At 70.0% G+C, this 26,648-nt stretch carries 28 protein-coding genes and 1 pseudogene; 12 read left to right on the top strand and 17 right to left on the bottom strand.

Annotation, left to right across the window (positions count from 1 at the left end; translation table 11 throughout):
- Positions 1-141: 141 nt before the first annotated feature.
- Both L3V18_RS08940 and L3V18_RS08935 read right to left on the bottom strand, forming a co-directional pair.
- Positions 142-576: a VOC family protein gene (locus tag L3V18_RS08940; RefSeq protein WP_237054339.1), complete on the bottom strand. Its 435-nt coding sequence runs from the start codon at positions 574-576 to the stop codon at positions 142-144.
- Positions 577-784: 208 nt separating this feature from the next.
- Positions 785-1,420 (bottom strand): hypothetical protein, encoded by a 636-nt coding sequence (locus L3V18_RS08935; protein ID WP_237054338.1) that lies wholly within the window; start codon positions 1,418-1,420, stop codon positions 785-787.
- 158 nt (positions 1,421-1,578) lie between these two features.
- Between L3V18_RS08935 and L3V18_RS08930 the strand changes: the two genes are divergently transcribed.
- Together L3V18_RS08930 and L3V18_RS08925 are read left to right on the top strand one after the other, a co-directional pair.
- A complete protein-coding gene (locus tag L3V18_RS08930; RefSeq protein WP_237054337.1) occupies positions 1,579-2,382 on the top strand; it encodes a helix-turn-helix transcriptional regulator in 804 nt (267 codons plus the stop codon).
- 93 nt (positions 2,383-2,475) lie between these two features.
- On the top strand, positions 2,476-2,919 hold the full coding sequence (locus tag L3V18_RS08925; protein WP_237054336.1) for a VOC family protein: 444 nt from the start codon (positions 2,476-2,478) through the stop codon (positions 2,917-2,919).
- Positions 2,920-3,013: 94 nt separating this feature from the next.
- On the opposite strand, the gene L3V18_RS08920 is transcribed toward L3V18_RS08925, so the two are convergent.
- From L3V18_RS08920 to ahpC, 3 genes are all read right to left on the bottom strand, one after another.
- Complete coding sequence (locus L3V18_RS08920) at positions 3,014-3,940, bottom strand: LysR substrate-binding domain-containing protein (RefSeq protein WP_237054335.1); 927 nt, start codon at positions 3,938-3,940, stop codon at positions 3,014-3,016.
- A gap of 141 nt (positions 3,941-4,081) precedes the next feature.
- Positions 4,082-5,692, bottom strand: a complete 1,611-nt coding sequence (gene ahpF, locus L3V18_RS08915) for an alkyl hydroperoxide reductase subunit F (RefSeq protein WP_237054334.1) — start codon at positions 5,690-5,692, stop codon at positions 4,082-4,084.
- 304 nt (positions 5,693-5,996) lie between these two features.
- Complete coding sequence (ahpC, locus tag L3V18_RS08910) at positions 5,997-6,560, bottom strand: alkyl hydroperoxide reductase subunit C (protein WP_237054333.1); 564 nt, start codon at positions 6,558-6,560, stop codon at positions 5,997-5,999.
- A 273-nt stretch (positions 6,561-6,833) separates the two neighbouring features.
- Here ahpC and prmC point away from each other — a divergent pair, with 273 nt between their 5' ends.
- Positions 6,834-7,661, top strand: coding sequence for a peptide chain release factor N(5)-glutamine methyltransferase (prmC, locus tag L3V18_RS08905; protein WP_237054332.1), 828 nt, complete (start codon positions 6,834-6,836; stop codon positions 7,659-7,661).
- A gap of 57 nt (positions 7,662-7,718) precedes the next feature.
- A complete protein-coding gene (gene pip / locus L3V18_RS08900) occupies positions 7,719-8,660 on the top strand; it encodes a prolyl aminopeptidase (protein ID WP_237054331.1) in 942 nt (313 codons plus the stop codon).
- A gap of 256 nt (positions 8,661-8,916) precedes the next feature.
- Here the strand turns inward: pip and L3V18_RS08895 are convergent, their stop codons facing one another.
- From L3V18_RS08895 to L3V18_RS08885, 3 genes are all read right to left on the bottom strand, one after another.
- Positions 8,917-9,483, bottom strand: a complete 567-nt coding sequence (locus L3V18_RS08895; RefSeq protein WP_237054330.1) for an NUDIX hydrolase — start codon at positions 9,481-9,483, stop codon at positions 8,917-8,919.
- A gap of 60 nt (positions 9,484-9,543) precedes the next feature.
- Entirely contained in the window at positions 9,544-10,446 is a 903-nt protein-coding gene (locus tag L3V18_RS08890) for a 5'-3' exonuclease (RefSeq protein ID WP_237054329.1), read from the bottom strand.
- A gap of 96 nt (positions 10,447-10,542) precedes the next feature.
- Positions 10,543-11,154, bottom strand: a complete 612-nt coding sequence (locus L3V18_RS08885; RefSeq protein ID WP_237054328.1) for a nitroreductase family protein — start codon at positions 11,152-11,154, stop codon at positions 10,543-10,545.
- Positions 11,155-11,293: 139 nt separating this feature from the next.
- Between L3V18_RS08885 and L3V18_RS08880 the strand changes: the two genes are divergently transcribed.
- Both L3V18_RS08880 and L3V18_RS08875 read left to right on the top strand, forming a co-directional pair.
- Positions 11,294-13,588, top strand: a complete 2,295-nt coding sequence (locus L3V18_RS08880) for a DUF1631 family protein (protein WP_237054327.1) — start codon at positions 11,294-11,296, stop codon at positions 13,586-13,588.
- Between the two features lie 139 nt (positions 13,589-13,727).
- On the top strand, positions 13,728-14,876 hold the full coding sequence (locus tag L3V18_RS08875) for an NAD(P) transhydrogenase subunit alpha (RefSeq protein ID WP_237054326.1): 1,149 nt from the start codon (positions 13,728-13,730) through the stop codon (positions 14,874-14,876).
- A 48-nt stretch (positions 14,877-14,924) separates the two neighbouring features.
- Here L3V18_RS08875 and L3V18_RS08870 read toward each other — a convergent pair whose 3' ends face one another.
- The 4 genes from L3V18_RS08870 to L3V18_RS08855 are packed head-to-tail and all read right to left on the bottom strand — an operon-like array spanning position 14,925 to position 16,805.
- Positions 14,925-15,404, bottom strand: a complete 480-nt coding sequence (locus L3V18_RS08870) for a DUF3106 domain-containing protein (RefSeq protein WP_237054325.1) — start codon at positions 15,402-15,404, stop codon at positions 14,925-14,927.
- A complete protein-coding gene (locus L3V18_RS08865; protein ID WP_237054324.1) occupies positions 15,404-15,853 on the bottom strand; it encodes a hypothetical protein in 450 nt (149 codons plus the stop codon). Before L3V18_RS08865 ends, L3V18_RS08870 begins: the two co-directional genes overlap by 1 nt.
- Positions 15,850-16,455, bottom strand: coding sequence for an RNA polymerase sigma factor (locus L3V18_RS08860; protein ID WP_237054323.1), 606 nt, complete (start codon positions 16,453-16,455; stop codon positions 15,850-15,852). Before L3V18_RS08860 ends, L3V18_RS08865 begins: the two co-directional genes overlap by 4 nt.
- 11 nt (positions 16,456-16,466) lie before the next feature.
- Entirely contained in the window at positions 16,467-16,805 is a 339-nt protein-coding gene (locus L3V18_RS08855) for a hypothetical protein (protein WP_237054322.1), read from the bottom strand.
- 151 nt (positions 16,806-16,956) lie between these two features.
- Between L3V18_RS08855 and L3V18_RS08850 the strand changes: the two genes are divergently transcribed.
- Together L3V18_RS08850 and L3V18_RS08845 are read left to right on the top strand one after the other, a co-directional pair.
- On the top strand, positions 16,957-17,280 hold the full coding sequence (locus L3V18_RS08850; RefSeq protein WP_237054321.1) for an NAD(P) transhydrogenase subunit alpha part 2: 324 nt from the start codon (positions 16,957-16,959) through the stop codon (positions 17,278-17,280).
- Entirely contained in the window at positions 17,277-18,728 is a 1,452-nt protein-coding gene (locus tag L3V18_RS08845) for an NAD(P)(+) transhydrogenase (Re/Si-specific) subunit beta (protein WP_237054320.1), read from the top strand. Before L3V18_RS08850 ends, L3V18_RS08845 begins: the two co-directional genes overlap by 4 nt.
- A 21-nt stretch (positions 18,729-18,749) precedes the next feature.
- On the opposite strand, the gene L3V18_RS08840 is transcribed toward L3V18_RS08845, so the two are convergent.
- On the bottom strand, positions 18,750-19,277 hold the full coding sequence (locus tag L3V18_RS08840; RefSeq protein ID WP_237054319.1) for a hypothetical protein: 528 nt from the start codon (positions 19,275-19,277) through the stop codon (positions 18,750-18,752).
- 191 nt (positions 19,278-19,468) lie between these two features.
- Between L3V18_RS08840 and pdxR the strand changes: the two genes are divergently transcribed.
- Complete coding sequence (pdxR, locus tag L3V18_RS08835) at positions 19,469-20,923, top strand: MocR-like pyridoxine biosynthesis transcription factor PdxR (protein WP_237054318.1); 1,455 nt, start codon at positions 19,469-19,471, stop codon at positions 20,921-20,923.
- A 28-nt stretch (positions 20,924-20,951) separates the two neighbouring features.
- Here the strand turns inward: pdxR and L3V18_RS08830 are convergent, their stop codons facing one another.
- Positions 20,952-21,398: a hypothetical protein gene (locus L3V18_RS08830; RefSeq protein WP_237054317.1), complete on the bottom strand. Its 447-nt coding sequence runs from the start codon at positions 21,396-21,398 to the stop codon at positions 20,952-20,954.
- 164 nt (positions 21,399-21,562) lie between these two features.
- Here L3V18_RS08830 and sufT point away from each other — a divergent pair, with 164 nt between their 5' ends.
- From sufT to L3V18_RS08815, 3 genes and pseudogenes are all read left to right on the top strand, one after another.
- Positions 21,563-22,120, top strand: a complete 558-nt coding sequence (gene sufT, locus L3V18_RS08825) for a putative Fe-S cluster assembly protein SufT (protein ID WP_237054316.1) — start codon at positions 21,563-21,565, stop codon at positions 22,118-22,120.
- 484 nt (positions 22,121-22,604) lie between these two features.
- Positions 22,605-24,365: pseudogene (locus L3V18_RS08820) on the top strand (S8 family peptidase); the annotation flags it as partial.
- Positions 24,354-24,728 (top strand): proprotein convertase P-domain-containing protein, encoded by a 375-nt coding sequence (locus L3V18_RS08815; RefSeq protein ID WP_237054526.1) that lies wholly within the window; start codon positions 24,354-24,356, stop codon positions 24,726-24,728. The pseudogene L3V18_RS08820 and the gene L3V18_RS08815, both read left to right, overlap by 12 nt.
- 333 nt (positions 24,729-25,061) lie before the next feature.
- Here the strand turns inward: L3V18_RS08815 and L3V18_RS08810 are convergent, their stop codons facing one another.
- Genes L3V18_RS08810 through wrbA form a run of 3 tightly spaced genes read right to left on the bottom strand, consistent with a single transcriptional unit; the run spans position 25,062 to position 26,641 of the window.
- Positions 25,062-25,547, bottom strand: coding sequence for an asparaginase domain-containing protein (locus L3V18_RS08810; protein WP_237054315.1), 486 nt, complete (start codon positions 25,545-25,547; stop codon positions 25,062-25,064).
- Positions 25,548-25,595: 48 nt separating this feature from the next.
- On the bottom strand, positions 25,596-25,937 hold the full coding sequence (locus L3V18_RS08805; protein ID WP_237054314.1) for a DUF2069 domain-containing protein: 342 nt from the start codon (positions 25,935-25,937) through the stop codon (positions 25,596-25,598).
- Positions 25,934-26,641 carry an NAD(P)H:quinone oxidoreductase gene (gene wrbA, locus L3V18_RS08800; RefSeq protein WP_425493495.1) on the bottom strand — a complete coding sequence of 236 codons (708 nt, stop codon included), beginning with the start codon at positions 26,639-26,641 and terminating at the stop codon, positions 25,934-25,936. The genes L3V18_RS08805 and wrbA overlap by 4 nt, the downstream gene beginning before the upstream one ends.
- Positions 26,642-26,648 lie beyond the last annotated feature (7 nt).

The following is a 26,648-nucleotide window of genomic DNA, read 5'->3' as shown; positions in this document are numbered from 1 at the left end:
ATCGGGCCCCGCGTCACGGTTCAGGCGCACCGCCGGCTGAACGTCCGGCAGGTGCGGGCACGTTGTTCAGCGCAGGGAGAGCCGGCCGGAGCCGTTCCATGCGACGTCATGGCGATGTTGCGGCTGCCATCCCGGTTGCCGTCAGGTCTCGAACGTGACCTTCACCGAATCCGCGCTGCGTTGCGCGGGACCGTGATGGACCGCCTCGATGTTGTTGCCGTCGGGGTCCAGAACGAACGCGCCGTAGTAGGCGGGGTGGTAGGGACGCAGCCCCGGGGCGCCGTTGTCGCGGCCGCCGGCGGCGAGCGCGGCGCGATGGAACGCATCCACCATTGCTTCGTCGCGGGCCTGGAAGGCCAGATGCACGCGACCGGTGAGTTCGCCCAGAGCGGCCGGGCTGTCGGCGCCGGAGACGACCAGCTCGTCGGCCCAGAAGAAGCCTTCGCCCTCGCCGCTGATCGGTATGCCAAGGACCTCCAGCACCGCCTCGTAGAAGCGCCGGCTGGCGTCGAGGTCGCGGACGACGAGCTGTACATGGTCGACCAGGCGACCGCGGTGCAATTCCATCGTTTCCATCACGCACTCCATGGACTGGGCGCCACGGGCGGCGCCGTTGCGGGTTTCATGCCGTTCGATCGGAAGTCTGGCAGCCGGTCTTTGATCCATGTTGCGGTCTTGCGGACCGCGACCACCGTCGTGCGCGGCATGCCGGTGCGCGGGTCAGCCTGTCATGCCCAGCCGGACGAACGCGTGATGCAACGACGACCGGGGCCGTGCTGAAGCCTCATTTCCTCTCGATCGAGCACGCGTAGATCACCTCGCAGGCGCCTGCCCCGGTGTCGGTACGCGAGGTCGAGCTGCGCCAGCGCCAGCCGTCCGCGGCCCGTGCTTCGACCAGCCAGCCGTCGATGCGGATGCGGTCTCCGGGCTCGACGGCCCGCAGTTGTTCGGCGACGTCGCCGCTGGCGGGAATCAGATGCATGTTGGCGCTGGAACTGGCGATCTCGCGCGGAGGCAGGGGCGGTTCGCCTTGCCAGCGGTAGTGATACCAGCGGCCGGACTGGCTGATCGCCAGACGTCCGAGCACCCGGTCGTCGGTCATCCGGCCCCAGCCCAGGGCAAGATCGGTCGGCGAGAGCCCGGCCTCGCGATCACGCCGGTAGTCGCGGCGCGACAGCACGCGGGCGTCGACGCTGAAGCCCGCCAGCGGGGTCAGCCGGGCAGCGGGCAGTTCTATGCCGGCGACCGGGCCCGCGATCGCGGTCTGCAGCGGCGGATCGCCCGGCGTCACCCGCGGCGGCGGCGGACAGTCCGCGTCGGCGGCGTAAGCGGTACCGTGATCGCGCGGCGAGTACGGCGAATGCCACCAGCCGATGCCCGCTGCGATCAGCAGCAGCCCGATCCATGCCCTCCGCCCCATCCGGTGTCCCCCTCCAGCGTTTGCGATCCGGAGCATAGGGCATGCCACCATCCGCCGGAATCGGCGCCGGGATGTCGCGGGCGGGCCTCCGGGCCCGGGCGGGCAACGCACCATCCGTCGTGGCAACGGGAGCGTGGCGACGGGTGTATCGTCCGCGCATGGTCCGCATCCAGCCAGGCGATCTGTTGCGACCCTACGTCGAGTCCCTGTGGGTCTCGGCCGGGAGCGCGGCGCGCACGTCCCGCGAACATTCGCTGCCGGGCGGGACGATGCACCTGGCGATCCGGCTCGATGCGCCGTTGCGGCTGCATGCCGAAGCCGGCGACGCCGCCGGCCAGGTGGTGTCCCGGGCGGTGGTGGCCGGGTGCCGGGCGCGCTACAGCATCAAGGACACTTCGGTGCCGACGCGTTCGGTCGGTGCGGTGCTGAGGCCGGGCGCGGCCCGGGCGCTGCTGGGCTGCAGCGCGATCGAACTGGAGGGGCGGCACGTTCCGCTGGAGCTGATCTGGGGTGCGGGCGCGGATCGACTGCTCGAGCGCCTGCTGGACGAGTCCGACCCCGCCCGCCAGCTGGAGCGGTTCGCCGCGGCGCTGCGCTCGCAGCTGCGGCCGGTCGGCTGCCTGCATCCGCAGGTCGCAGGAGCGCTGCAGGCGCTGGGCCGCGGTGGCAGCGTCGCCGATGCCGTGGCGACATCGGGCTGCAGCCATCGTCATTTCATCGCCCGCTTCGGCGAGGCGGTCGGGCTGTCGCCGAAACGCTATGCCCGGGTACGGCGCTTCCAGCGCGCACTGCAGCGGCTCGCCCGTGGCGATGCGCTCGCCGAGATCGCGTTGGCCACCGGCTACAGCGACCAGGCCCACTTCACCCGCGAGTTCCGCGAACTGAGCGGAGTGACGCCGCGCGTCTACCGGAGCGTGCGACCGGCCAGCGCACAGCACCTGCCGGTGGCTGATCCGGGCTGAACCGCCGGTCAATTTCGTTCAAGACCGTGGTCATGGACGGTGGCACGCTGGCCCCACCCGTTCGATACCAGATTGACAGGCAGGAGTGATGCGATGGCCGTGCACGAATTGTTCGCCTATCTATGCGTTGACGACGCCGGGAAGGCGATCGCGTTCTATCGGGATGCGTTCGGAGCGACCGAGCTGTTCCGCCTGGTCGAACCCGGCGGCCGCATCGGCCACGCCGAGGTCTCGCTGGGCGGCTGCACCCTGATGCTGTGCGAGGAGTACCCGGAGTATGGCATCCGCCGTCCCGATCCGGACGCGGCGACCAGCGTGACCCTGCACATCCACGTCGACGACGCCGATGCGGTCGTCGAGCGCGCGCTCGCCCACGGTGCGACCCTGCTGATGGCGCCGAAGGACATGTTCTACGGCGAGCGCTCGGGCGTGGTCCGCGACCCGTTCGGGCACCGCTGGAACATCGGCCACAGCATCGAGGAGGTCGCACCGGAGGAGATGCAGCGACGTTTCGAGAAGATCGTCGATCCGTGCTGAGCACGCCGGTCGGACGGCTGGGTATTGGTCGGCCTGCAGTGGATGACGTCATGCCCGGCCGCTGGCCCGTGCCGCACGAGGTCCGTGCGCGACGCTAACTACCCGCCGTCGGCGGCGACGGCGGTTGCAGCAGGGTGGCGGGGAGATGCCGGAACTCGTCGGCGAGCTTGTGCAGGAAGCCATCCATGGCCGAGCTCTTGCGCCAGACCATCGCGATCCGGCGGTGCGGCGCCTCGCCGTCGAACTGCAGCAGACGGATGTCCGGCGACGGCGGGACGGGCGGCTGCACCGCCAGCACCGGCAGCAGGGTGATGCCGACGCCGGATGCGACCATCTGCCGCAACGTCTCCAGGCTGGTCGCGCGAAAGCCGTCGCGCTCGTCGGCGCCGGCCATGCGGCAGACATCGAGCGCCTGGTCGCGCAGGCAGTGGCCTTCCTCGAGCAGCAGCAGGTGCTGGTCGTCGAGTTCCTCGAGCGCGAGGTGGTCGTGCGTCGCCATCGGATGCTGGCGCGGCACCGCGAGCAGGAACGGTTCGTCGAACAGCGGTTCGACGTGCAGCTGGTCGTCGTGGATCGGCAGCGCGAGCAGGCCGGCGTCGAGACGGCCGTCGCGCAGGCGAGCCAGGACCTGGTCGGTCTTCTCCTCGACCAGCAGCAGTTCCAGGCGTGGGAAGCGCTCGCGCAACTGCGGCAGTACGTGCGGCAGCAGGTACGGGCCCAGGGTGGGAAACATGCCCAGCCGCACCGAGCCCGCTTCGGGGTCCCGGCTGCGGCGCGCGATCTCCGCCATCTGTTCGACCTCGGCGATCACCTTGCGCGCGCGCTCGGCGATCTCGTGGCCGACCGGCGTCAGCATGATCCGCCGCGGCGCCCGCTCGACCAGGGCCACGCCGAGTTCGTCCTCGAGTTTCTTGATCTGGGTCGACAGCGTCGGCTGGCTGACGAAGCTGGCGGCGGCGGCGCGGCCGAAGTGCTTGTGTTCGGCCAGTGCGACGAGGTACTTGAGGTCACGCAGGTTCACGACGGTGTTCCTCCGATGACGGGGTCTGGACGACACGGATCCGTCGTGGCCGGCCGTGCGCAAGCTGCGCGGCGGATCCATGCGCCCTCGCGGGAGCGCGGGACGACGAAGGCCCGCTCCGGCGGGAACGGGCCTTCGGGATCATGCGGCTTCCATCTCGGGCGCCGCGGTCCTTGTCGGTACCGATGTGCGTATCAGGTGGTCGAAGGCGCTGAGCGCTGCGGTCGAGCCCGCGCCCATCGCGATCACGATCTGCTTGTACGGGACCGTGGTCGCGTCGCCGGCGGCGAATACCCCGGGCACGCTGGTCTGGCCGCGGTCGTCGACCACGATCTCGCCGCGCGGCGACAGTTCGACCGTACCTTTCAGCCATTCGGTGTTCGGCAGCAGGCCGATCTGCACGAACACGCCCTCCAGCTCCAGGCGGTGCAGCTGGCCGCTGTCGCGGTCCTTGTACAGCAGTCCGGCGACCCTCTTGCCGTCGCCGATGACTTCGGTGGTCTGCGCGCTGACGATCACGTCGACGTTGGGCAGGCTGCGCAGCTTGCGCTGCAGCACCTCGTCGGCGCGCAGCCTGCCGTCGAACTCGATCAGGGTCACGTGCCTGACGATCCCGGCCAGGTCGATCGCGGCCTCGACGCCGGAATTGCCGCCGCCGATCACCGCGACCCGCTTGCCCTTGAACAACGGGCCGTCGCAGTGCGGGCAGTAGGCCACGCCCTTGTTGCGGTACTCGTCCTCGCCGGGCACGCCCATCTGGCGCCACCGCGCGCCGGTCGACAGGATCACCGAGCGCGACTTCAGCGATGCGCCGGGCTTGCCGTCGGCGCCTGCGAGCCGCACTTCGATCAGCCCGCCCGGTTCCGTCGCCGGGACCAGCGCGGTCGCGCGCTGCAGGTTCATCACGTCGACGTCGTACTCGTGCACGTGCTGTTCCAGCGCGGCGGCCAGCTTCGGGCCCTCGGTGTACGGCACCGAGATGAAGTTCTCGATCGCCATCGTGTCCAGCACCTGGCCGCCGAAGCGCTCGGCCGCCACGCCGGTGCGGATGCCCTTGCGCGCGGCATAGACCGCGGCCGCCGCGCCGGCCGGGCCGCCGCCGACGACGAGGACGTCGAACGCTTCCTTGCGCCTGATCTGCTCGGCGGCACGTTCGCCGGCGCCGGTGTCGATCTTCGCGAGGATCTGCTCGACGGTCATGCGGCCCTGGTCGAACGGCTTGCCATCCAGCAGCACGGTGGGCACCGACATGATCTCGCGCGCCTCGACCTCGTCCTGGAACAGCGCGCCGTCGATCGAGACGTGGCGGATGTTCGGGTTGATCACGCTGATCGCGTTCAGTGCCTGCACGGTGTCCGGGCAGTTCTGGCACGACAGCGAGAAGTAGGTTTCGAAGTGGAACTCGCCTTCGATCGCCCTGATCTGTGCGATCACGTCGTCCGGAAGTTTCGGCGGATGGCCGCCGACCTGCAGCAGGGCGAGCACCAGCGAGGTGAACTCGTGGCCCATCGGCAGGCCGGCGAACCGCACCTGCACGTCGGTGCCGGTGCGGCGGATCGCGAACGAGGGCCGGCGCGCGTCGTTGCCGTCGCCCAGGTACTCGACCTTGTCGGACAGACCGGCGATGTCGAGTAGCAGGGCGTCGAGCTCCTTCGACTTGGCGCCGTCGTCGAGCGAGGCGACCAGCTCGATCGGATGCGCGACCTTTTCGAGATAGGCCTTCAGCTGGGTCTTGAGTGCGTCGTCGAGCATGGAAACGACTCCGGGAAGTGGGGTGGGGTGAACGCCGCGAGCGCCCGGGAGGGGGAGAGAGGGAGTGCCCGGGCGCCGCGACATTCGTGAAACGCGACGTTGTGAAGCGGGGAGGGCGTGCATCAGGTCCGGGTGTCCGCCGGGCGGAGCCGGAGGGGCGCCCCGGCACGAGCCGGCCGGGACGCGCCGTGCGGCACTTCGGGTTGCCGCGCCGCCCTTCGGGCGGGATGGGCGGCGGCTTCGCGCCCGCCGCCCGGGTACTGCTGGTGCCGCGCGCCGGACGCGCGCGTCGATCGGCCGCGGATCAGATCTTGCCGACCAGGTCCAGCGACGGCGCCAGGGTCTTCTCGCCTTCCTTCCACTTGGCCGGGCAGACCTCGTTCGGGTGGGCTGCGACGTACTGGGCGGCCTTCAGCTTGCGCAGGGTCTCGGAAATGTCGCGGGCGATCGCGTTGTCGTGGATCTCGAGGGTCTTGATCACGCCGTCCGGGTTCACGATGAAGGTACCGCGCAGGGCCAGGCCCTCTTCTTCGATGTGCACGCCGAACGCACGGGTCAGCTGGTGGGTCGGGTCGCCGACCAGCGGGAACTGGGCCTTGCCGACCGCCGGCGAGGTCTCGTGCCAGACCTTGTGCGAGAAGTGGGTGTCGGTGGTGACGATGTAGACCTCGGCGCCGGCCTTCTGGAATTCGGCGTAGTGCTCGGCGGCGTCCTCGACCTCGGTCGGGCAGTTGAAGGTGAACGCGGCGGGCATGAAGATCAGGACCGACCATTTGCCCTTCAGGCTGGCGTCGGTGACTTCGACGAACTCGCCGGCCTGGAACGCGGTGGCCTTGAACGGCTGGACTTGTGTGTTGATAAGCGACATCAGGAGCATTCCTTATGGTCTGCGGAGGGAGAATGCGCGGCCACCGTGCCGGCCGCGATAGGGAAAAGCTTAGGGATCGGGCTGAAATCGATCAAGTTGATTGATCGAATTGATTCAATAGGTTCTGACTATGTTCTGGCCGGGACGCCTCGGGCATGCGTGGCGCCCCCATCCTCCGCCGATGGCATGAAGGCTTCGCGACGCCATGGCGGCCGAAAGCGGGCGGAGCGGTAGGATGTGCAGCCGATCCGTACCCGATGAGGCCTGGCCCGGATGCCCCGCATCGACGAACTGCTGCGTGCCGCCCGCGGGCAGACCGAACCCGGCGACGCCGAGGCGCTGCTGGCGCATGCGCTGGGACGGCCGTCGAGCTGGCTTTTCGCGCACGGGGACGCCGAACCGGAGCCGCAGGCTCTGGCCGCCTTCGAGGCGCTGCTCGCGCGTCGCCGCGCCGGTGAACCGATCGCCTACCTGACCGGCAGGCGCGGGTTCTGGCGCTTCGAAGTGCGGGTCGGTCCGGCCACCTTGATCCCGCGCCCGGAAACCGAGCGCCTGGTCGAGCTGGCGCTGGAACGGCTGCCGCGCGACGTCGGTCTGGCGCTCGCCGACCTCGGCACCGGCAGCGGAGTGATCGCGCTGGCGCTGGCGCTGGAACGGCCACGGGCCCGGATCGATGCGGTCGACGCCAGTGCCGCGGCGCTGGCGGTGGCCCGCGAGAATGCGCGGGAACTCGCGCTGCCGAACATCCGCTTCCACCTGGGCGACTGGTTCACCCCGCTGGCCGGCGGTCGTTACGACCTGATCGCCAGCAATCCGCCCTACATCGCCGAGGACGACCCGCACCTGCAGCGTGGCGACCTGCGTGCCGAGCCGCGCGCCGCGCTGGCATCCGGGCCCGACGGGCTGGACGCGATCCGCGAGATCGCCGGCGGCGCCGTCGCGATGCTCAAGCCCGATGGCTGGCTGCTGGTCGAGCATGGCTGGGAACAGGCAGCGGCGGTGCGCGGAATCTTCGCGATGGCCGGCCTGGTCGACATCGCCACCGAGCAGGATCTGGAACGGCGCGACCGCGTCACCCTCGGCCGCCGCGCGGCAGGGTGAAGAGGACCTTTAACCTTGAGCCGTTAAACTTCCGCGACCTGCAAAGCGAGACACTGCATGCGCAAGCTCTATCCCGAAATCGAGCCCTTCAACACCGGAAGGCTCGAAGTCGACGACCGCCACACGCTCTATTTCGAGGAATGCGGCAACCCCGACGGCAAGCCCGTCGTCATCCTGCACGGCGGCCCGGGCGGCGGCTGCAGCGCGAAGATGCGCCGCTTCCACGACCCGGCCAGGTACCGCATCGTGCTGTTCGACCAGCGCGGTTCCGGCCGCTCGACGCCGCACGCGGACCTGGTCGACAACACGACGTGGGATCTGGTCGAGGACATCGAGAAGCTGCGCAGCCGGCTCGGCATCGACCGCTGGCAGGTGTTCGGCGGCTCCTGGGGTTCGACGCTGGCGCTGGCCTACGCCGAGAAGCATCCCAGGCGCGTCACCGAACTGGTGCTGCGCGGCATCTTCATGCTGCGTCGCTGGGAGCTGGAGTGGTTCTACCAGGAGGGCGCGTCGCGGCTGTTCCCGGACGCCTGGGACCGTTACGTCGCCGCGATCCCCGAGGTCGAGCGCCACGACCTGATCTCGGCGTTCCACCGCCGCCTGACCTCCGACGACGAGGCGACCCGCCTGGCCGCGGCCAAGGCATGGAGCGTGTGGGAGGGCGCGACCAGTTTCCTGCACGTCGACGACGACTTCGCCTTCAGCCACGAGGATCCGCACTTCGCGCTGGCCTTCGCGCGGATCGAGAACCACTATTTCGTGCACAGCGGTTTCTTCGAGGCCGACGACCAGCTGCTGCGCGACGCCGGCAGGCTCGCCGACATCCCCGGCGTGATCGTGCACGGCCGCTACGACGTGGTCTGCCCGGTGCAGAACGCCTGGGACCTGCACAAGGCCTGGCCGAAGGCGGATCTGGTGATCACCCCGGCCTCGGGGCACTCCGCGTTCGAGGAAGAGAACATCGACGCGCTGGTCGCGGCGACCGACCGCTTCGCCTGAGTCCGCGGAATCGCTCCGGACACGGACGGTCGTGGATGGAGGATGCGGATAGAGACCTGTGCTGGATCTGTTCCATCCGTGTCCAGAGAATTCACAAGGCAGGAGCGGTGTAGATCCATGGGCAGGTCGCGGCCGATCGCTTCAACCGAGCCGGGCGATCAGATTGGCCACGGATCAACACGGATCACACGGACAAAGCAATATCGAGATGCCCTGTCCGTGCTGATCCGCGTCAATCCGCGGCTGAAGGCGGGTTTCACCCGGCCGGTGAACCATCCGGATCCCGGTCGATCATCCACAGCCCGGCCCAGAGCTTGAGGTCGAGTTCATAGCCCTCGTCCTGCCTGGCCATCAACCAGGCCGGCGCCTGTTCGCGTGGCACTTCGTGGACGGTGATCGCCTCGTCGTCGACGCCGCCGCCGCTGCCGACGCGGGTCAGCCCCGTCGCGCGTACGAAGGCGATGCGTTCGCTGCTCATCCCCGATGAGGTCGGACCGACCAGCAGCACCTCGACCCGGGCCGGCTCCCAGCCGGTCTCCTCGACCAGCTCGCGCCGGGCGGCGGAAACCAGGGTGTCATTGGCGTGGTCGTCTCCGACCAGTCCGGCCGGCATCTCGATCGTGCGACTGCCCAGCGGTGCGCGGAACTGCTCCACGAACAGCACGTTGTCGTCGGGCGTGACGGCGATGATGATCACCGCCATGCCGTTGCCGTGGGTACGTTCGGCGAATTCCCAGCGGCCGCGACGGCTCAGTCGCAGCCACTGGCCCTCGTACAGGACTTCGGTCGATTCGATGTCGGTGTCGTCGGTGGCGGTCTCCATCCCGCGATCCTAGCGCGTCCGCATGACCGCCCGCGAATGGACCGTCCGCGCTCGCCGGGTTCAGCCGGAGGCGTACTCGAGGCCCGCGGCCTCGTGCAGGCGGCGCCGGGTCAGCGGCCCGAAGCGCAACGCCTCGCACAGCGCGATCAGCGCGTGGGCGTCGCCACGGCCGCGGGCGAAATGGGGGCGGGCGCCTTCGAGTGGCGCATCGAGCGCGATCGTGGTCAGTTGCCGGCACAGCAGGGCCTGTTCGCGATGCTCGCGCAGCTTCTTCGCCGTGCCCGCGGCGCCGCGTATGCGCAGGAACGGCACCTCGTCGATCCGTTCCAGCAGCGCGTCGAGGGTGCCGAAATGGGCGAGCAGCGCGGCGGCGGTCTTGGCGCCGATCCCCGGCACGCCGGGGATGTTGTCGATGCTGTCGCCGGTCAGCGCCAGGAAGTCGGCGATCTGGCGCGCCTCCACGCCGTGCCGGGCGGGCACGCCGGCCGCGCCCCAGCGCTGGTTGCGCGCGTAGTCCCACTGTTCGTCGCCGTCGCCGAGCAACTGCGAGAGGTCCTTGTCGGCGGACACGATCACCGCCTGGAAACCGTGGATGCGGGCGGCATGGACGGCGCTGCCGATCAGGTCGTCGGCTTCGTACCGGCCATGCGCGAGCACGTCCAGCCCGAGTGCTGTGCACAGTGCCCGGCAATGCGCGAACTGGCGCTTCAGCGCTTCCGGCGCCGGCTCGCGATTGGCTTTGTAGGCCGGATAGATCCCGTTGCGGAAACATGAGTCGAGCGCCTCGTCGAAGGCGATCGCGATGTGGGTGGGGCGCGCGCGTTCGAGCAGTTCGGCGAGGAAGCGGGCGAAACCGTGCACTGCATTGGTCGGCCAGCCGTCGGCGTCGCTGAACTCGTCCGGCATCGAGTGCCAGGCGCGGAATACGTACAGGCTGGCGTCGACGAGGTAGAGCGTCTTCATCCGCGTCAGTCTGCCCGAACGCCGGCCGCCGCGTCACCGTACGGACCCGCGGACGACGTGGCACGGGTGCCCGCCGGCGCGCGCGTGCGATGCCGGTCAGGCACGGTCGTCCACCCACTCGTCCAGCAATGCGGCCGGATCGGGGCGATCGCGTTCGGGAGGATCCATCTGCGGTGTACCGATGTGGATGAAGCCGGCGATGCGCTCCTCTTCCGACAGCCCCAGCCAACCGTGCACGGTCGCGTCATAGGCGGGCCAGCCGGTCAGCCAGGTCGCGCCGAAGCCCAGGGCCTGCGCGGCCTGCAGCAGGGCGAAACAGACACAGCCGGCGGACAGCAGGCGCTCCTGTTCCGGGATCTTCTCGTCCGGGCCGAGCCGGGCGATCACCGTCACCACCAGCGGCGCATGCGAGAAGCGCTGGCGATCCTTCTCGATCGCGGCCTCGCCAGCGTCGTCGTCGCGCTGCCGGGTCAGCGCGGCGAGGCGTTCGCCCAGCGCATGGCGGGCGTCGCCCCGGATCGCGAGAAAGCGCCACGGCACCCGCTTGCCGTGATCGGGCACGCGGCAGGCCGAGCGCAACATGCGCAGCAGGGTGGCGTCGTCGGGGCCGGGGTCGCCGAGCTGGCGGGCCGGTACCGAGCGGCGGTTGTCCAGCGCCTGGAGAAGGTCGATATCGGATGCGGTGGGACGCGGGTCAATGGGCGACATCAGTCACAGTTCGGGAAGGTCGGGTGCCGGGCGGTCACGAAGTGACTCATATTGCCACTATGCTGCGTTCTACGCCGGAATCCGGCGTTCTGCGTCACCAGCCGGCCCAGCGGGCGCCGGTCGAATAGGGGATCCGGGGATGAGTGTACTCACCCAATCGCACGCGACGCGTAGCGAACCGCTGCGCGTCCTTGAAGAGATCAAGCGGCAGGCGGTCGAGCAGCTCGGCGGCATCCCCGATAGCTTGTATCCCGGCATCGAGCAGGCGCTGTCGATCGCGCTGCAGTCCGGCGACGTCGGCCCGGGCCACTTCGAGGATCTGACCTCGTTGCGGATGCTGCGCCAGCAGGCGGCGACGCTGCTGATGCGCTATCGCCAGCAACTGGCCAAGGGCTTCGACGACTTCCGCGGCCTGCGCGTGCGCACGCGTGGCGATCTGCCGCTCGGCCTGATCGAGGATTCCCACCTGGCCTTCCATCTCGACGGCCAGCGCGTGGTCGAAGCGCTCGGCGGCCGCTTCGCCGAACCGCTGCAGGCGATGCGCCAGCGCCTGCATGCGATGGCGGAGGCGCTGGGCATGCCCGAAGTCGCCAATCCGGTCGGGCCGGAGCGGCTGGTCGCGGCGTTCGTCGAGTCCTTCCGCGAGACCGAGCCCACCCAGCACGTGCGCGATCTGCTGTTCCGTCAGTACGAGGGCGAGCTGACGCGCCGGCTGGGCGACTTCTATGGCAAGGCCAATGCCTTGCTTGCAGCGACGGGATACGGGCGGCCTGGCCCGTCCTCCCATACATCGACGCAGCACGGCTATCGGCACGAGACCGTCGAGGCCGTGCCTTACCGGGGACAGGGAGCGATGACAGGCATGGAGGCGATGCAGGGTGTGATGGGACAGATGGACGGATACGTCAATGGCAACGGATACGGCGGTGGCCACGCAGGCGCACCGGGCGGCTACGGCGGCGGTATGGCGATGCCCGGCCAGGACATGGCCGATCTGCGCACGATGTTGCGGATGTGGCGCGACGGTTCCCTGCAGACGCCGCAGGCCGGCGGCGCGGCGGCGCTGGCACAGGCGCCGGCTGCGAGGCAGGACCATGGCCTGGGCGTGCGGCGCGAACTGCGCGTCGACGAGATGCTGAGCGTAGTCAGCCTGTTGCAGTCGGAGCCGCCGGACGCGTTCGCGCGTGCGCTGGCCGGGCCGGGCCGGCTCGGCTCGGCGATACGGGACCACCTCAGCGATGGCGCGCGCCGGATCGGCGTCGATCCGTCCCAGACCCGTTTCAGTGCCGACGAGGAAGATGCGATCGACCTGGTCGCGCTGCTGTTCGATTCGCTGTTCCGCACCAATTCGCTGCAGGACCGCGCGCGCCGCCTGTACGGCCGCCTGGTGCTGCCCTACGTCAAGGTCGCGCTGACCGACGACGGCCTGTTCGTCCACCGCGAGCATCCGGCGCGCAAGCTGCTCGATGCGATCACCGAAGCCTGCGAAGGCAACCAGGCGAGCACGCCGCAGGAGCGCGAGCTGCTGGACCGCGCGGCCGCCGCCTCGCAGCGGGTGGTCGCCGAGTACAACGAGGACATCGCCGTATTCGAGCTGGCGCATGCCGAGCTCGACGCCCTGCTCGGCCAGCACCGCCGTCGCAGTGCGCTGCAGGAGGAGCGGCTGGTCAAGGCGACGCTCGGCCGCGAGCGCCTGGACCAGGCCCGCGAGACCGCCGACGAGGCGCTGATGAAGCGCCTGCGGACCACCCGCCTGACCCCTGCCGTCGCCGACTTCCTGGCGATGCCATGGCGTCATCACATCGTGCAGACCCTGCTGCGCGACGAGGACCCGCAGCGCCGCGAGGAAGCGATCGCGCTCGGCGATGCGCTGCTGCGCGCCGATCAGCTGGCGGCCGAGAACCGCGGCCGCGAACTGGCCGATCACCTGCTTTCGATCGAACCCCTGGTCCTGCGCTGCCTGGCCAGTTCCGGACTCGACGACAGCGCTGCCCAGCACGGCATGGCCGGCCTGGTGCGCGCGCTGGCCACTCCGGACGGTCCGCGCCGCGCGCAGACCGCCAAGCCGCTGGCGGGCGGTGAGACGGTGGAGTCCGGCGAGGAGCGTCGGCTGTGGCTGGCCGGCGGTACCGCCACCATCGGCCACGATCCGGCGATCGCCGAACGCATGCGCGCGCTGAAGGTCGGCGACTGGGTGCGGCTGACCGACGTGCACGGTGAGATCGTCGCCGCCAAGGTCGCCTGGATCAGTCCGATGACATCCCGCTTCCTGCTGGTCAACCGGCGCGGCCTGCGGGTGCTGGTCGCCTCCGCCGAGGAACTGGCGGTGATGCAGCAGGACGGCCGGCTGGTCGTCGGTTCGGAGCGTTCCGCCTTCGACGAGGCGATGCGACGCGTACGCGAGCGTCTGGACAACACCGCCGAGGCCGACTGAGGCATCGTATCGACGCGTCCGGGCGGATCGTCCGCCGGCTCCGCCGCGGACGATCCGTTGCGGGTGCCGCCGCGCGCGTCCGGCGCTTTGCTAGGATCGCGCAGATCGGGGCCGTGACGCCCCTTCGCGGAGTCCAGGCATGGCGGCAGAGACGGCAGGCAATCCGACCGATGGACCGGCAGGCGCGACGGTGAACGTCGGCGCGGTGCGCGAGCGGGCCGAAGGCGAACGCCGGGTCGCGATCACCCCGGAAACCTGCCGCAAGTTCGTCGCCGCTGGCGCGCGGGTGGTACTCGAACGCGGCGCCGGCGAGGGCGCCGCGTTCACCGACGACGCCTATGCACAGGCCGGCGCGACACTGCTCGACGATGCCGACGCTGTCTACGCCGCGGCCGACCTGCTGCTGTGCGTGCAGTCTCCCACGGCCGACGCGATCGCACGCATGCGCGAAGGTGCGGTGCTGGTGGGCCTGCTCGTACCGCAGGCCGACGAGGCCGGCGCCCGGGAGATCCGCGCGCGTCGCGTCGTCGCGTTCCCACTGCAGCGCCTGCCGCGCACGACCCGCGCACAGGCGATGGACGTGCTCAGCTCGCAGGCGGGCATGGCCGGTTACAAGGCAGTGCTGATCGCCGCGCAGCTCGCGCCGCGCTTCTTCCCGATGCTGACCACCGCCGCCGGCACGATCCGGCCGTCGAAGGTGCTGGTGGTCGGCGCGGGCGTCGCAGGACTGCAGGCGATCGCGACAGCGAGGCGGCTCGGTGCCCAGGTCGAGGGTTTCGACGTGCGCCCGGAAACGCGCGAACAGATCGAGTCGCTCGGTGGCCGCTTTCTCGACCTCGGCGTCAGCGCGGCCGGCGAAGGCGGCTACGCGCGTCAGCTCACCGACGAGGAGCGCGCCGAGCAGCAGCGGCGGCTCGCCGAGCATCTGAAGGGCATCGACGTGGTCGTCTGCACGGCAGCGGTCCCGGGCAGGCCGGCGCCGAAGATCGTCACCGCGGCGATGGTGGCCGGCATGCGGCCCGGAAGCGTGATCGTCGATCTCGCCGCCGAGACCGGCGGCAACTGCGAGCTGACCCGGCCCGGTGAGACCATCGACGCGCGTGGTGTGACCGTGGCCGGTCCGCTGAACCTGGCCAGCAGCGGCGCGGTCCATGCGAGCGAGATGTACGCGCGCAACCTGCTCAACTTCGCGGTACTGTTCCTGAAGGACGGCGCGATCGGCTTCGACTGGGACGACGAACTGCTGGCGAAGACGGTCTGGCCCGAACGGGAGAGCGTCGCGGGATAGCGGCGGGGCGCTGGCTGTCCGGCTGTCTCGCTGCCGGTCGGCGCTTCCTCACTCCTCCCCGCGCTGCCGCTCCACCCATTCGCGTCGCTGTTCGGGCGTCATCTGCCGCCATTGCGCCTTCAGCGCCGAGCGCTGTTCGGGGTCCATCCCGCGCATCGTCTGGAACAGGACGCGGGTCTGCGCGCGCTGCTCCGGGCTCATGTGCTCCCAGCGGTGGCGGCCATGGCGGGCCCGGCGGCGCTGCTCGGGGGTCAGTTCCTGCCAGCGGCGGGCATGCTCGAGCATGCTCTGGCGACGCTCAGGCTCGCTGTTCCAGCGGTCGCGGACCGGTGCGATCAGGATTTCACGCTGCTCCGGGGTCAGTTGCTCCCATGCCGGCGGCGGCGCGGACGGCGGACTGTCCGGCGGGTCGCCGGCCAGCGCCGCAGGTGCGGCTAGACATGCGAGCAGCAGGGCCAGACGGCGCCGCGGCGCGCGCGTGCGCGGTGCGTTGGGAAGCGGGTTGCGGGTGCGATAGCGGAACATCATCAGCGCTCCATGATCGACGGCAGGGCGTCATCGTTGGCGGCCAGCCACAGGTACAGGTCGGGATCTTCGTCGAGCGGCGCCATCACCGCTTCGACCTCGGCGGCGAGCAGGGCATCGCCGGCCGTGCTTTCGCCGGCATCGGTGGCGGCCTGCGCAACCTGCGCCGGCGCGGCGTCCGGCGATGGTTCGGTGCGCAGCCACGCCACGCCGATGGCGAGCGCGCAGACGGCCGCGGCGGCGCTCGCCAGGCCCCAGCCGAACAGCGGCGCGCGATGCGAGGCGGACAGCGCGGCCCGGCGGTCGGTACGCAGCCGTGCCAGGGTCGAGGGCGTCAGCTGCTGCAGCGACGCGGCATGCAGCTGCTGCATCGTCCGATCGAAGACGGCGTCGCATGCCGGTCCGGACGGGGGCTCGGTGCGTCCGCGATGGGTATCGTGCGTGGCGGTCATCGCCAGTCCTCCAGTTTCCGTTGCAGGGCCTCGCGGGCCCGCGACAGGTGTGTCTTCACCGCGCCTTCGCTGCAGCCCATCGCCCGCGCGGTGGTGGCGACGTCGAGTTCCTCCAGCACGCGCAGGGTGAATGCCTCGCGCTGGCGGGCCGGCAGGCTCGAGAGCGCCCCGGCGAGCCGGGTGTAGCCCTCGCGGCTGTCGTGCGCCCGCGACGGGTCGGGGCCCTCGTCGGCCCATTCGACCGTGGCGCCGTCCTCGTGCCGTGGCTCCGGCGACAGCCAGCCGAGCCGGAAACGCCGGCGCCGCTGCATGTCGATGACCCGGCGCCGCAGGATGCTCCAGAACAGCGGCGTCCATTCCACGGCCGGGCGTTCCCTGTAGGCCAGCATCTTCATCATCGCGTCCTGCACCGCGTCGAGGGCGTCGTCGCGCTGGCGCAACCCGGCCTCGGCGAAACGGAACGCACGCACGCCGATGCCGGACAGGAACTGCTCCAGCGACGCCGCTTCCGTTTGCCGCGCCGGCGCGTCCGTGCCTTCGGCGGCACCGGGGGCTGGCGTGTCGGGGGCGGCGTCGAGTTCGGTACCCACGCGTAGCAGCATACGACTTCGTCTCAGTGGCGGCGGTCCCAGCGTCGGTCGTGGCGCGCGCCGCGACGGTCGAGTCGCGCGTCGACGCGGCCGCCATGGCGGTCGAGCCGCGCATCGATCCGGTCGCCCTTGCGGTCCAGGTGTGCCGCCCGTCCATGGTGACCGCGAGCGTCCCACGCGGTCGCGCGCCGGTCCAGACGCGTGTCGATGCGGTCGCCACGCATGTCCAGACGGTGTTCGACGCGGTCGCCGTGGCGGTCGAGCCGGCGTTCGATGCGGTCGCCGGCCTGCGCGCCTGCGGCGGCGGTCAGCAGCAATGCGCCCAGCAGCACCGCGGGGAGCGTGGGCGGCGGATGCTTCATGGCGGTCTCCTCGATGGGCAGGTCGGCCCTGCGCGGAAGACAACGCTTGCGCCGGAGTACGGTTGACAGCCGCCGTGGCCACTGGACGGCGCCGGTTCATCGGCGGTTATGATGCCGGGGTCGATGACCGACCTTGCGCGGGGGATGGACGATGGCTGACGGGTTCGTGGCGCTGTACATCTTCATGCTGGCGGCGATCGCCGGGCACGTGATCATTTCGCGGGTGCCGGTGATCCTGCATACGCCGCTGATGTCCGGTTCCAACTTCATCCATGGCATCGTGCTGATCGGCGCGATGGTGGTGCTCGGCCATGCCGACACGACCGTGGAGAAGGCGATCGGCTTCGTCGCGGTGCTGCTCGGCGCCGGCAACGCGGCCGGGGGGTACGTGGTGACCGAGCGGATGCTGGAGATGTTCAAGAGCAGCCGCAAACCCGCGGGCCGCGACGCCGGCAAGGCCGGGGGCGGGGCATGAGCATGCAGGTGCTGCTGGCATCGTCCAGTTACTTCGTCGCCGCCACCCTGTTCCTGCTCGGCCTGCAGCGCATGGCCTCGCCGATGACCGCGCGCAGCGGCATCCGCTGGGCCGGCTGGGGCATGATCATCGCGACCGCCGCGACCTTCCTGCTGCCGGACCTGCACAACCTGGGACTGATCGTGACCGCGCTGGTGCTGGGCACGGTGCTGGCATGGGTGTCGGGCAAGAAGGTCGCGATCACCGACATGCCGCAGATGGTCGCGCTCTACAACGGCATGGGCGGCGGCTCGGCGGCGGCGATCGGCGCGGTCGAGCTGCTCAAAATGAGCGCCGGCGCCCATCCCCTCCAGACGGTGGTGGACCAGAACTTGTTCGGTGGCGATGCGACCCAACTGGCTTCACACACGCCTCTTCTCACGGTGATCGTCCTGGCCATACTCGGCTCGGCGATCGGTGCGGTGTCGCTGTCGGGCTCGGTGATCGCCTGGGCCAAGCTCGACGGCCGGCTCGACCGCCGCGTCGTGTTTCCGGGCCAACAGCTGTTCAACCTGCTGGTCGCGGCGGCGCTGGTGGTGCTCGGCGTGCTCGCGGTGAGCACGCTGTCGACGACCTGGATCGTCGCCTTCGTCGTCGTCGCGCTGGCGCTCGGCATCCTGATGACGCTGCCGATCGGTGGCGCCGACATGCCGGTGGTGATCTCGCTGTACAACGCCTTCACCGGGCTGGCGGTGTCGTTCGAGGGCTATGTGCTCGGCAACGAGGCGTTGATCATCGCCGGCATGATGGTCGGCGCGGCCGGCATGCTGCTGACCCGGCTGATGGCCAAGGCGATGAACCGGCCGATCCGCAACGTGCTGTTCGGCAACTTCGGCGCGGGTGGCGAGGCGCAGGAAATCACCGGTGCACAGAAGCCGATCGAGGCGGGCGATGTCGCCGCGATGATGGCGTTCGCCGAGCGCGTGGTGATCGTGCCCGGCTACGGCATGGCGGTGGCGCAGGCCCAGCACAAGATCTGGGAGCTGACCCAGAAGCTGACCGAGCGCGGGGTCAAGGTGAAGTTCGCGATCCACCCGGTCGCCGGGCGCATGCCCGGGCACATGAACGTGCTGCTGGCCGAGGCCGGAGTGCCGTACGACCTGATCGCCGACATGGACGACATCAATCCCGAGTTCCCGAACACCGACGTCTCGCTGGTGATCGGCGCCAACGACGTGGTCAATCCGGTCGCGAAGACCGACCCGGCCAGTCCGATCTACGGCATGCCGATCCTCGACGTGTCCGCATCGAGGAACACCATCGTGATCAAGCGCGGCAAGGGCACGGGCTTTGCCGGCATCGAGAACGCGCTGTTCTACGCCGACAACACCCGCATGCTGTACGGCGACGGCGCGGAGATGGCCAGCGCGCTGGTCTCGGAGCTCAAGGCGCTCGACGGCGGCCACTAGCGCCGCCGTCGGGCGGCTGGTTCAGTGCCGTCCGCGCGCCAGGCACAGTTCCCCGGTCACCTCGGTGGTGATCACGCCGTCACCGGACTTGGTGCCGCTGACGAAGAAATGGCCGCTCGCACCCTCGAAGCGGCCGCTGCCGTGGTCGATCCGCTGGTAGGCGGTGACCACGGCCGGGTCGGTGACGCCGGTTTCCCGCATGAACAGCGTGCCATGCGCCGTGCGGTACTCGAACGCGCCGCCGTAGGAGATGAAGCCGGGCGATGTCGAAGGCCCGGTCGCGGCGCTGTCGGACTTGAAATGGGTGGTGCCGTTGAGGCCATGGTTGCCGTCGACCTCGCCGAGGAAACATGAACCCAGGCCGGGGTTGCAGCCTTCGGTCGCACTGACCTCGACCAGATCGGCGCGGATGCGCTTGCATTGCGCGTGCGCGGCAGGATCCGCCAGCGCCGGGGTCGCGAGCGCTGCGGCGAGCGGCAGGGCGACGGACAGGACCAGCCGGGCACGATGCGCCGGCGATGGGATCCGCGGGGACCGGGCAGCTTTCATCGGGAACTCCTTGTCTTGTTCAGTGGGGACCGGACCGTCCGGGGGAGGGGGAGCGGTCCGGTCGTCGCAGCATCGCTCCGCATATTGGTTCCATGAAGAGCCCATACTTGCTACCTTGGTGGTGCCAATGGAAGCCGGTCCTAGGGCCGGCCCCGCACGAGGAGGACGCGGCATTGCTCCTGCATCTGCAAATGGATGGACATGGCCCGCTGCATTCGCAGCTGACCCGCGCGCTGAAGGCGGCGATGCTCGAAGGACGGATGGCCGCGGGCGAACGGTTGCCGCCGACGCGGTTGCTGGCGCGCGAGCTGGAGGTGTCCCGCAACACCGTGCTGGCCGCGTACGAGCAGCTGCAAGCCGAGGGGTTCCTGCGCGGAAAGGTCGGATCCGGCAGTTACGTCGCGCCCGGGCTGCAGGCGCAACGGGCAGTGGAGGGCGAGCGGGCCGTCCCGCCCGCGGGGAGCCGCGTGCTGCCGCCGCAGTCGGTCCACGCGGGTCGCCTGCGCCGTTTCCATGATCACGCCCGCATCCCCGGCCGTACCGTGCCGGGTACCCGCTACGCATTCCAGTACGGCGTGCCGATGACCAATCCGGCACTGACCAGTGCCTGGGCGCGGGAGCTGTCGCGGGCCGCCCGCTATACCGCGCCGTCCTATCCGCCGAGCCAGGGGCTTCCGGCGTTGCGCGAGGCAGTGGCGGGCTATCTGGGGCGTCGGCGCGGCGTGCAGGTTGCGGCCGACGACGTGCTGATCGTCAACGGCACCCAGCAGGCGATCGCGCTGACCGCGCGGGTCCTGCTCGACCCCGGCGCCGCTGCCGCGATCGAGGAGCCCCAGTATTTCGCGATCCGCGAGGTGCTGCAGATCCACGGCGCGAGGTTGCAGCCGGTGCCGGTGGACGGCGAAGGCCTGCGGGTCGACATGTTGCCGATGCCGGCCCCGCGGCTGGTCTGCGTGACGCCCTCGCATCAGTTCCCGACCGGCGCGGTGCTGTCGCTGCCGCGGCGGCAGGCGCTGCTGGACTACGTCCATGCGCACGACGGCTGGATCTTCGAGGACGATTACGACGGAGAGTTCCGCTACGACGCTCGGCCACTGTCGGCATTGCGGTCGCTCGACCGCCGCGGCCGCGTGGTCTACGTCGGCAGTTTCTCCAAGGCCATGTTCCCGGCGCTGCGGCTTGGCTACCTGGTGATGCCGCCGGGGCTGCGCGAGGATTTCATCAGCGCGAAGTGGGCGGAGGACTTCGGCTCCTCGAGCGTGGAGCAGGCCGCGTTGGCGCGTTTCATCGATGACGGCGGCTTCGAGCGTCACCTGCGGCGGACCTCCAAGGCGTTGCGCGAGCGGCGCGCGGCGCTCTTGCAGGGGCTGGCCCGGCGCCTGGGCGAACGCATCGAGATCGCCGACTCGAACGCCGGCATGCATCTGGTCGCGTGGCTGCGCGATGCGACCCCCGCGCAGGGTGAACGCCTGATTGCGACCGCCGCGCGCCGCGGCCTCGGCCTGCACCCGATCGCGCCGTTCTACCTGCAGCCGCCGGCCCGCCAGGGGTTGTTGATGGGCTATGCCGGCATGCCGCTGGCCGAGATCGACGCGGCGCTGCAGTTGTTCGCCGAATGCATGGACGAGGCGGTGCCGGCACGCTGAGGTCCCGCCGCCGGTCCAGGAGGCGGGCTCAGCGCGAGGCCAGCACCGCCACGAGCGCGGCGACCACGATGCAACCCAGCTCCCACGGGCCGTTGGCGAGACGGGCCAGGGTCCACGCATGGTGGATGCCGAGCTTGAGCGCCGACTCCAGCGGCGTGAGCCCGATCTGCGCACCGATCTGCGTGGCGATGATGAACCACTGGGCCACCACCACCACCAGCGCCGTGGCGGCCAGCCCGACCAGTGCGCGTGCGCCGCCGCGGCGCCATCCACCGAAACGCAGCATCCAGGCCAGGTCGAGCGCGGCGACCACGGCCATCCAGCTGTGCAGGTGCCCGGTATACAGGTTCAGCAGTACCCACAGCATCACCAGCGCGACCACGCTCAGCAGGATCAGCAACCCTCCCCGGAGCTGCTGCTGCAGGCGGCTGGGCGTGGTCTGTTCGGGCGGGGACTGGCGGACGCTGGCGGGCATGGGCAGAAGGCAGGCACACAAGCCGGACAGCATAGCGGACGGCAGCGTCGGCTTTGATACGGGCCCACCCCCGCATGCCCCCCGGCACGAACGCGCGCGCTGCCGCCCGCGCCGGTAAAATGGAAGGTCCTTGCCTCCCGCCCCGGCACCCCAATCTTTCCGGCATGTATTCCCGAAGCAGCGAACCCGTCCGCCTCGAGCGCGACTGCGCCGCCGTCCTGGTGCCCCAGGGCGAGCACGTCAACCTGCCTGCGGGCAGCATCGGCTATATCACCCAGGCGCTCGGCGGCAGTTACACCGTCTTCATCGAGGGCAACCTGTTCCGGATCGCGGGCAAGGACGCCGATGCGCTGGGCAAGGAGCCGCCGCCGCCGCTGGAGTTGCCGGAAGGCGCCGACGACGAAGCGGTCGAACGCCTGGTCTGGCAGCAGCTGCGCACCTGTTTCGACCCGGAAATTCCGATCAACGTGGTCGACCTTGGCCTGATCTACGAGGCCAACGTGAAACCGCATGCTTCCGGCGAAGGACAACGCCTGATCGAGGTCCGGATGACCCTGACCGCACCCGCCTGCGGGATGGGCGACATCCTGGTCGACGACGTGCGCAGCAAGCTGGAGATGATTCCGACCGTGGCCGAGGCCGACGTCGAGCTGGTCTTCGACCCGCCGTGGAGCCGCAACATGATGTCCGAGGCGGCCCGGCTCGAGACCGGAATGCTCTGAGCGGTGGAGCCGTCCGGCTCGCAGCGCAGGTCCCGGCGACGCGGATGCTGCGGTCCTGCCTGCCGATCCCGAATCCCAAAGCCGCGGCCGTCGTCTTCTTCCCGGCGCCCGCGCTCCCGCTGACTCCGCCCCGGGTCCTCCGCTGGCCGGCCCCCATGCCGCGCCCCGCGCATCACCCCGTCCGCGTGATTCACGTCACGTATCCGAGATCTCCTGCCTGTCGAGGTAGGGGGGTGCGGCTTTGCCGACGTTGGCGCTTCTAGGTCGTCTGAATGAGGCCTGACTCCGGACGGTGCCGGCCGCCCGGGTCGGCAGTCGCGACATCCGTTCATCCTTGCCCGTCCTCGCGAACCCATGACGCGGGAGCGGGCACCGAAGCCCCCGGGTGTCGCCTCGCCGCGGTTTCGCGGCCCGGCAGTTGTTCCCATCCGTCGTCCGGCCAGATCCGGCGGCGCACACAACAACGCTACTCTTTGGGGGTTACATCAGCATGTCACGCAAACAACGGTCCGTCCGCCTGAATGCACTCGCTGCAGCCACGGTGATCGCTCTGTCCTCGTCGTTCGCCGTTTCTGCGGCCGACCGCGTCAATATCGCCACCGTGCAGTCGGACGGCCCGAACGACCGCTTCATCGTCAAGTACCGCGACGGCGCCTCCGCCCAGGCGACCACCGTGCAGAACGCGCTCAACCGCGCCGCCTCCAGCTCCGGCCTGCGCGGCAACGGCAAGGGCCTGGGCCTGCAGCGGCTGCGCCGGATGAGCATGGGCGCCGACATCGTCCGCGCCGACCGCCGGCTCGACCGCGCCGAGGCCGAAACCCTGATGCGCCAGATCGCCGCCGACCCGAACGTCGAGTACGTCGAGGTCGATCAGCTGATGAAGCCGCTGATGACGCCGAACGACACCCATTACGCGACCTACCTGTGGGGCCTTCAGGACGGTACCGGCGGCATGAAGGCCAACCAGGCCTGGGACAGCGCCGACGGCACCGGCGTGGTGGTCGCCGTGATCGATACCGGCATCGCCCCCCATAGCGATCTCGACGCCAACGTCCTGCCCGGCTATGACTTCATCAGCGATTCGTCGATGGCGCGGGACGGCAACGGTCGCGACAGCAACCCGAACGACGAGGGCGACTGGTATGGCGCCAACGAGTGCGGCGGCAGCCACCCGGCGGCCGATTCCAGCTGGCACGGCACCCACGTCGCCGGCACCGTTGCCGCGGTCGGCAACAACAGCAAGGGTGTGATCGGTGCCGCCTACAACGCCAAGGTCGTGCCGGTGCGCGTGCTCGGCAAGTGCGGCGGCTATACCTCCGACATCGTCGACGGCCTCACCTGGGCGTCGGGCGGCAGCGTCTCCGGCGTCCCGGCCAACGCCAACCCGGCCGAGGTGATCAACATGAGCCTCGGCGGCGGCGGTTCCTGCTCGACCACCTACCAGAACGCGATCAATGCCGCGGTCAACCGCGGCTCCACCGTGGTGGTCGCGGCCGGCAACAGCAACGCCAACGTCGCCAACTTCAGCCCGGCCAGCTGCTCGAACGTGATCAGCGTGGCGGCGACCAACAAGACCGGCGGCCGTGCCAGCTACTCCAACTACGGCAGCCTGATCGACGTGGCCGCACCGGGCGGCGACAGCCCGGACTGCACCACGCTGATCGTGTCCACCGGCAACGCCGGCACCACCACGCCGACCAGCGAGAACTACAAGTGCATGGCCGGCACCTCGATGGCGGCCCCGCACGTGGCCGGCGTGGTCGCGCTGATGCAGTCGGTGGCGTCGTCGCCGATGACCCCGGCCGAAGTTGAGTCGACCCTGAAGAGCACGCTGCGCGCGTTCCCGTCGAACCCCGACCAGACAATCGGCAACGGAATCGTCGACGCCAAGGCCGCGGTCGACGCGGCTGCCGGTGGTAGCACCGAACCGCCCCCGACCGGCAACACCCTGACCAAGGGCGTGCCGGTGACCGGGCTGTCGGCCAGCAGCGGCAACTGGGTCCATTACACGATGGAAGTGCCCTCCGGCGCGTCGAACCTGAGCTTCACGATCTCCGGCGGCACCGGCGATGCCGACCTGTACGTGAAGCACGGCAGCCAGCCGACCACCTCCAGCTATGACTGCCGTCCGTACAAGGGCGGCAACAGCGAGACCTGCAGCTTCGCCTCGCCGGCGGCTGGTACCTGGCACGTGTCGCTGCGCGCGTACAGCAGCTTCTCCGGCGTCAGCCTGGTGGGCGATTACAGCACCGGCGGCGGTGGCGGCGCACAGACCTACAGCAACACCACCGACTACACGATCAACGACAACGCCACGGTCGAAAGCCCGATCAGCGTGTCCGGTCGCAGCGGCAACGCGCCGAGCAGCGCCTCGGTCGACGTCGACATCCGCCACACCTACAAGGGTGATCTGAAGGTCGACCTGGTCGCGCCGGACGGCAGCACCTACAACATCCACAACCGCAGCGGCGGCAGCGGCGACAACGTGATCGGCACCTACACGCTGAACCTGTCCAGCGAACCGCTCAACGGCACCTGGAAGCTGCGCGTGAACGACAACGCCAGCCAGGACACCGGCTACATCAACAGCTGGAGCGTCACCTTCTGACGGGCGGCAGGACGTCGCTGTCAGTTGCCGTCATGGAAGGCGGTGCGGTGGGGTGATCGCTTCGGCGGTAGCCCCACCGGGAAGCCGGTCCGGGCAGAGGAGATCGCCATGCAGTCAGCACACGGACGTGCGGGCCGGACTTCCGCAATGCAGGACGCGATACCGGAAGCATTCGCCGGCCCTGCCCAGGCCGATCGACCCGGATGTGGGCCGGCGCGGTGCTTCCACCGGTATTTCCATCGTCTCTCTCCACCAGACTTCGGTGGGCGAACCCCGGTCCAGGCCGGGGTTCTTTTTGAAGAGACTCCGGCCGTGCCGCGTCGCGGGCTGGGGTCAGATCGCCTCGAAGCGGTTGGCTTCGACGTTCTTGCGGACGCGGGTCGGGTCCCAGATACGGCCGTTCATGGTGATGTAGACGCCCGGCGGCAGCGCCTGCACCGCCCCCACCGCACAGCCGACGTTGAACTCCGCATCGGAGCCGCGGAAGCGCGCCGGGCTGAGCGCACCGGTCAGCACGATGGTCTTGTCGGTCAGGCTGGCGAGCACCTTGGCGGTCGCGACCATGGTGTCGGTGCCATGGGTAACCAGCACGTGCCGGGCCGGTTGCGCGGCGATGGTCGCGCGGATCAGTTCGCGGTCGTCGTCGCTGATGTGCAGCGAGTCCTTGCGGAGTATCGGGATCACGTTGAAGCGGAACGCGACTCCGAGCTCACGCAGGATACCGCCGATCTGCGGCTCGCCGATCTGGTAGTCCGACTTGTCGTCGAAGTAGATCTTGTCGATGGTGCCGCCGGTGGTGACGATGCAGAGCTGGTCCATGGGGTGTCGGGAGCCGGGAGAAACGGGTTGGCGCGGATTATAAGGCGCTCAGTGCCCGCGACCGCGGCCGAAGCGCGCGCGCAGGCCGGGCAGGCTGCCGGCCACGATGATCGCGACCGACAGCACGATCACCGCCCACGCCCACAGCGCCTGCTCGCGGTGCGCCCACGCGATCATCACGCCGTGGCAGAACCAGCCCAGTCCGAACACGCCCGACCAGAACACCGCATGGCGGCTGCCGCGCCAGCTGCCGATGGCGAGCAGCAGCGGCGGCATCGCGAACAGGGCCATCGCCACGGACCGGTGCGCGTCGTCGCGGAACCAGCCCGCATAGACCAGCGCCAGCGCCAGCAGCAGGCCGGACAGGCCGCGCCTGGGCGTCGCGGTCATGACGTCAGCTTCCGTGCGATGACCGCCAGCCGCCGCCCGAGCGCACGCGCCAGCGCCGCTTCCTCGTCGCTCGGCTGCGGGTCGTCATGGCTGCCCGAGACATGACTGGCGCCGTACGGAGTGCCGCCGCCGCGGGTGCTGCTGAGCGCCGGCTCGGTATAGGGAATGCCGACGATCACGCAGCCGTGGTGCAGCAGCGGCACCTGCATGCTCAGCAGCGTCGCCTCCTGGCCGCCGTGCATCGTCGCGGTCGAGGTGAACACCGCTGCCGGCTTGCCGACCAGGGTACCGCTCGCCCATTGCGCCCCGAGGCCGTCGAACCAGTGCTTCATCGGTGCGGCCATGTTGCCGAACCGGGTGGGGCTGCCGAACGCGAAGCCAATGCATTCGTCGAGGTCGGACGCCTCGACGTAGGGGGCGCCGTCTTCCGGTACCGGCGGCGCCGCGGTCTGGGTCACCGCCGCGACCGGCGGTACCGTCCGCAGTCGCGCCGACATGCCCTCGACCTCGCCCACGCCCCGGGCGATCTGGCGGGCGAGACGGGCAACCGAACCGCCGCGGCTGTAATACAGGACGAGGATCTCGGACATCGGTGGCGGCGGCCTTGGGCGTCGGAACGGGCGGCACAGGATAGCGCGACCCCGGCGATCGCCGCCGCCGGATGCGGCGCCCGCCGTCGTGTCGAGGCGGCCTTGCGCCGCCATCGGTTAC

This window comes from Marilutibacter chinensis (assembly GCF_021725675.1).
GTDB classification, from domain to species: Bacteria; Pseudomonadota; Gammaproteobacteria; order Xanthomonadales; family Xanthomonadaceae; genus Marilutibacter; species Marilutibacter chinensis.
The sequence above is the reverse complement of the archived record's forward strand: the minus strand, read 5'-3'. Positions and strand labels throughout refer to the sequence as shown.

Bases quoted from the DNA above. Each gene is read 5' to 3' on its own strand.
- L3V18_RS08940 (WP_237054339.1), bottom strand. From the start codon at position 576: ATGGAAACGATGGAATTGCACCGCGGTCGCCTGGTCGACCATGTACAG.
- L3V18_RS08935 (WP_237054338.1), bottom strand. From the start codon at position 1,420: ATGGGGCGGAGGGCATGGATCGGGCTGCTGCTGATCGCAGCGGGCATC.
- L3V18_RS08930 (WP_237054337.1), top strand. From the start codon at position 1,579: ATGGTCCGCATCCAGCCAGGCGATCTGTTGCGACCCTACGTCGAGTCC.
- L3V18_RS08925 (WP_237054336.1), top strand. From the start codon at position 2,476: ATGGCCGTGCACGAATTGTTCGCCTATCTATGCGTTGACGACGCCGGG.
- ahpF (WP_237054334.1), bottom strand. From the start codon at position 5,692: ATGCTCGACGACGCACTCAAGACCCAGCTGAAGGCCTATCTCGAAAAG.
- ahpC (WP_237054333.1), bottom strand. From the start codon at position 6,560: ATGTCGCTTATCAACACACAAGTCCAGCCGTTCAAGGCCACCGCGTTC.
- prmC (WP_237054332.1), top strand. From the start codon at position 6,834: ATGCCCCGCATCGACGAACTGCTGCGTGCCGCCCGCGGGCAGACCGAA.
- pip (WP_237054331.1), top strand. From the start codon at position 7,719: ATGCGCAAGCTCTATCCCGAAATCGAGCCCTTCAACACCGGAAGGCTC.
- L3V18_RS08895 (WP_237054330.1), bottom strand. From the start codon at position 9,483: ATGGAGACCGCCACCGACGACACCGACATCGAATCGACCGAAGTCCTG.
- L3V18_RS08890 (WP_237054329.1), bottom strand. From the start codon at position 10,446: ATGAAGACGCTCTACCTCGTCGACGCCAGCCTGTACGTATTCCGCGCC.
- L3V18_RS08885 (WP_237054328.1), bottom strand. From the start codon at position 11,154: ATGTCGCCCATTGACCCGCGTCCCACCGCATCCGATATCGACCTTCTC.
- L3V18_RS08880 (WP_237054327.1), top strand. From the start codon at position 11,294: ATGAGTGTACTCACCCAATCGCACGCGACGCGTAGCGAACCGCTGCGC.
- L3V18_RS08875 (WP_237054326.1), top strand. From the start codon at position 13,728: ATGGCGGCAGAGACGGCAGGCAATCCGACCGATGGACCGGCAGGCGCG.
- L3V18_RS08870 (WP_237054325.1), bottom strand. From the start codon at position 15,404: ATGATGTTCCGCTATCGCACCCGCAACCCGCTTCCCAACGCACCGCGC.
- L3V18_RS08865 (WP_237054324.1), bottom strand. From the start codon at position 15,853: ATGACCGCCACGCACGATACCCATCGCGGACGCACCGAGCCCCCGTCC.
- L3V18_RS08860 (WP_237054323.1), bottom strand. From the start codon at position 16,455: ATGCTGCTACGCGTGGGTACCGAACTCGACGCCGCCCCCGACACGCCA.
- L3V18_RS08855 (WP_237054322.1), bottom strand. From the start codon at position 16,805: ATGAAGCATCCGCCGCCCACGCTCCCCGCGGTGCTGCTGGGCGCATTG.
- L3V18_RS08850 (WP_237054321.1), top strand. From the start codon at position 16,957: ATGGCTGACGGGTTCGTGGCGCTGTACATCTTCATGCTGGCGGCGATC.
- L3V18_RS08845 (WP_237054320.1), top strand. From the start codon at position 17,277: ATGAGCATGCAGGTGCTGCTGGCATCGTCCAGTTACTTCGTCGCCGCC.
- L3V18_RS08840 (WP_237054319.1), bottom strand. From the start codon at position 19,277: ATGAAAGCTGCCCGGTCCCCGCGGATCCCATCGCCGGCGCATCGTGCC.
- pdxR (WP_237054318.1), top strand. From the start codon at position 19,469: ATGGATGGACATGGCCCGCTGCATTCGCAGCTGACCCGCGCGCTGAAG.
- L3V18_RS08830 (WP_237054317.1), bottom strand. From the start codon at position 21,398: ATGCCCGCCAGCGTCCGCCAGTCCCCGCCCGAACAGACCACGCCCAGC.
- sufT (WP_237054316.1), top strand. From the start codon at position 21,563: ATGTATTCCCGAAGCAGCGAACCCGTCCGCCTCGAGCGCGACTGCGCC.
- L3V18_RS08810 (WP_237054315.1), bottom strand. From the start codon at position 25,547: ATGGACCAGCTCTGCATCGTCACCACCGGCGGCACCATCGACAAGATC.
- L3V18_RS08805 (WP_237054314.1), bottom strand. From the start codon at position 25,937: ATGACCGCGACGCCCAGGCGCGGCCTGTCCGGCCTGCTGCTGGCGCTG.
- wrbA (WP_425493495.1), bottom strand. From the start codon at position 26,641: ATGGCGGCGCAAGGCCGCCTCGACACGACGGCGGGCGCCGCATCCGGC.